This is a genomic window from Actinomycetota bacterium (assembly GCA_030774015.1).
In the GTDB taxonomy this organism is placed as follows: domain Bacteria; phylum Actinomycetota; class UBA4738; order UBA4738; family JACQTL01; genus JALYLZ01.
Genome location: JALYLZ010000185.1, coordinates 1 through 2,755, shown reverse-complemented (window position 1 = coordinate 2,755; position 2,755 = coordinate 1). Strand labels below are relative to the sequence as shown.

Genomic DNA, 2,755 nt, shown 5'->3' with positions numbered 1-2,755 from the left:
GTGCCGGCCGCGGCCCCCTTCTTCCTCCGCAGACTTCGCCCGTCGGCTGGCGTGTCGAGGAGCACAACGCGCTCGTGCCGCCCGGCACCAAGGGTCCGCGAGGGCTTCGTCTACGGTCTGCCCAACGTTCGCCGACGGCCAAGGAGGAAGCGATGAGCGCAAGGGTGGAGATCCAGGCTCCGAGCACCTGGCGGCAGCCGGCCCTGCCGTGGATGGCCGCGGTGGTCGCCCTGGTGCTGCTTGCGGGCGCGCTGGTGTGGACGCTCACCCGCAGCGCCACTCCGACCGCGGTGCCGCATCCCCAGCCCGGGGTGAGCACCGCGACCCACCAGGACTCCGGGGGACCCGGCCTGGTCGGAACGGGGGGCGTGACCCGGCCCATCCCGTACCAGCCGGTGGCTCCGGCCCTGGCGCCCCAGGCCCCGGCCGCGCCCCGGACGGCCGAGGGGCCCGCGGCCCCGTCGGCACCCCAGACGGCCAGCGGGTGGTCGTTCCGGATGATCTCGACGGGTGGGGAGCTCCACCCGGCACCGAGCAGCTAGCCCGCCGGGAAGCCGCTGCACGAGGCGGACCACGAAACCGACCAGGGGGCTCACCGCGCAGGTGGGCCCCCTTCGACGTGTGCGCCGGGCTCCGGAGGCGTACCATTCTGTCGGATGGACGACACAAGCGGAGCCACCCAGTTCGACTGGAGGGGCCGAACGGGGCCGTTCACGCTGGCGGTCCCCCCCCGCGTGTTCGCCCCCTCCCACACCAGCATGATGGTGGCGCAGGCCCTGGAGATCGAGCCCGGCGACACCGTCCTGGACGTGGGGTGCGGGAGCGGGGTGCTGAGCTTCGTGGCGGCCCGCCTCGGCGCCGCCCGGGTGATCGGCTGCGACGCCTCGCCCGAGGCCGTGGCGGCTTCGCGCGCGAACGCGATCCGGCTGGGCCTGGCCCACCGCACGGAGTTCCGGGAGGGGAACCTCTTCGAGCCCGTCCGCGACGTGGCCGCCGACGTCGTGATCGGGGACGTCTCCGGGATCCCCGACGAGCTGGCCGAGGTGACGGGATGGTTCCCGGACGGCCGGGCCGGCGGCCCCACCGGATCGGAGCTGCCGGTGGCCATGCTGGAGGGCCTCGGCGACTGCCTGGCCCCGGGCGGGCGCATGTACCTGCCCACGGGCACCATCCAGGCGGAGAGCCGCGTCCTCGAGGCCGCCCGGCGTCTGTTCGGCGCGGCCAACCTGGAGCGAATCCTGGAGCGGGAGCTCCCTCTTCCCGACCTGGTGGCCAAGTCGAAGGCGGCCGCCCGCCTCATGGCCCAGGGCCTGCTCAATCTGCGCCGCCGAGGCAGCCGCCTGCTGTGGCACCTGTCGGTGTGGCGGATCGAGCGCACGTAGCTCCTTCCCCGGCGTGACCGAGTGGCTCTCGGATGCAATGATCCGTGCCGCGCCAGGCGATGACACGCGACCGACGGGGGGACTCGATGGCTCGTAGCGAGCAGGAGAACATCAGCCAGGCCATCCAGGACAACGCGCCGACGGCGGAGGCCGAGCTCGTCTCGTGGGGGCTGGTGGCGGAGTGGCGGTTGCCGGACGGACAGCGGTTCCTGTCGCGGATGGGGGGGCCGGAGTCGACCCTGTGGCAGATGAAGGGCTACCTGAACGAGGGCGTGTACGGGCAGTGGTTGCCGAACGCGCTGCCCGGGGCGTGGGAGGGCAACTGACCGCCGGCTCGACCTAGTCTCGGACGTCGAGCTCGAACCAGACCTCCGTTCCCCGGTCCACGGTGATGCCCCACCGCGACGCCAGCCGATTCACGATGTAGAGCCCCCAGCCGGTGGGATCTCCCGCCGGCCCGGTTTCCTGAAGGATGCTCCAGCCCGAGGACTGCCCGGAGACCGGGGGCGGAAACAGGGGCCCCGGGTCGCGGACCTCCACCCGCAGCACGGTGGGCCGCCGGACAACCCGCAGCACGATGGTCTCCGCCGGGAGCTGCCCAAGCCTCCGCACGCTCGATGTCACCAGCTCGCTGGCCAGCAGGCTGACGTTGCTCCGGATATCGGGGTCGAGGGCCCCGAGGACCGGGGCGAGTGCTTGGCGCGCCCGCCTGGCCGCGTCCTGCTGCGGGCGCAGGCGCAGAGCCAGCAACTCGTCCATTCGGTCGGCCGCCTCCGAGGAAAGCTCGCTGGGAAGTTGGTCAGGGGGCGCCGAGGCCAGGCTACTCCAACCGCCCGGGACCGTCGACTCGACGTCCTCTTACGTGCCGGCGAGGTCCGCGGAGTGCGGCGTCTCTCCCGGCGACGGCGGCCGGTACACACCGCTGTGCTTGACCAGGACCGTGTCCGCGTGGAACGCGCCGTCGCGCCCCAGGAGCCCTTCCACCACGACCCCCTGGCCCGCCCGGAACAGGGCGGGAACGCCGCCCGTGTCGATCACGGTCATGTGGTTCGTCCCGTCGGTGACCACGAACCGGATGACGTCGCCGTGCTCCTGCACCGAGCCCGGCACCACCAGGCCTCCCAGGCGGGCCCGCTCCCCGACCGCGGACGCACTCTTGGCGAGCAGGTCCGTGGGGGTGTTGTAGTAGACGAGCGCGCTGGTCAGCCCCTTCGCCGCCACCCATCCGAGGGCCCCGACGATGATGGCGACGGCGAAGAAGACCCGGCCCCGCTTCACGTCCTCACGTCTTCAACCGCTTCCCGGCCGGTGCGGCGGCGGGGACACCGGGCGGCGCCGGGCGGCCACGGCGGCCACGGCGGCCGCTCGGAGCC

General features: G+C 73.3%; 5 protein-coding genes. 3 read left to right on the top strand and 2 right to left on the bottom strand.

Annotation, left to right across the window (positions count from 1 at the left end; translation table 11 throughout):
• Window positions 1–152 precede the first annotated feature (152 nt).
• The 3 genes from M3Q23_17975 to M3Q23_17965 all read left to right on the top strand — a co-directional run bounded on the left by M3Q23_17975 (window position 153) and on the right by M3Q23_17965 (window position 1,708).
• Window positions 153–542, top strand: a complete 390-nt coding sequence (locus M3Q23_17975; GenBank protein MDP9343938.1) for a hypothetical protein — start codon at window positions 153–155, stop codon at window positions 540–542.
• A 114-nt stretch (window positions 543–656) separates the two neighbouring features.
• Window positions 657–1,382 (top strand): 50S ribosomal protein L11 methyltransferase, encoded by a 726-nt coding sequence (locus M3Q23_17970; GenBank protein MDP9343937.1) that lies wholly within the window; start codon window positions 657–659, stop codon window positions 1,380–1,382.
• An 86-nt stretch (window positions 1,383–1,468) separates the two neighbouring features.
• Window positions 1,469–1,708 (top strand): hypothetical protein, encoded by a 240-nt coding sequence (locus M3Q23_17965; protein ID MDP9343936.1) that lies wholly within the window; start codon window positions 1,469–1,471, stop codon window positions 1,706–1,708.
• 13 nt (window positions 1,709–1,721) lie between these two features.
• On the opposite strand, the gene M3Q23_17960 is transcribed toward M3Q23_17965, so the two are convergent.
• Both M3Q23_17960 and M3Q23_17955 read right to left on the bottom strand, forming a co-directional pair.
• Window positions 1,722–2,141: an ATP-binding protein gene (locus tag M3Q23_17960; GenBank protein ID MDP9343935.1), complete on the bottom strand. Its 420-nt coding sequence runs from the start codon at window positions 2,139–2,141 to the stop codon at window positions 1,722–1,724.
• A gap of 99 nt (window positions 2,142–2,240) precedes the next feature.
• Window positions 2,241–2,660 carry a cytochrome c maturation protein CcmE gene (locus tag M3Q23_17955; GenBank protein MDP9343934.1) on the bottom strand — a complete coding sequence of 140 codons (420 nt, stop codon included), beginning with the start codon at window positions 2,658–2,660 and terminating at the stop codon, window positions 2,241–2,243.
• Window positions 2,661–2,755 lie beyond the last annotated feature (95 nt).

Excerpts from the sequence above, each read along its gene's own strand:
- M3Q23_17975 (MDP9343938.1), top strand. The coding sequence starts at position 153 with ATGAGCGCAAGGGTGGAGATCCAGGCTCCGAGCACCTGGCGGCAGCCG.
- M3Q23_17970 (MDP9343937.1), top strand. The coding sequence starts at position 657 with ATGGACGACACAAGCGGAGCCACCCAGTTCGACTGGAGGGGCCGAACG.
- M3Q23_17965 (MDP9343936.1), top strand. The coding sequence starts at position 1,469 with ATGGCTCGTAGCGAGCAGGAGAACATCAGCCAGGCCATCCAGGACAAC.
- M3Q23_17960 (MDP9343935.1), bottom strand. The coding sequence starts at position 2,141 with ATGGACGAGTTGCTGGCTCTGCGCCTGCGCCCGCAGCAGGACGCGGCC.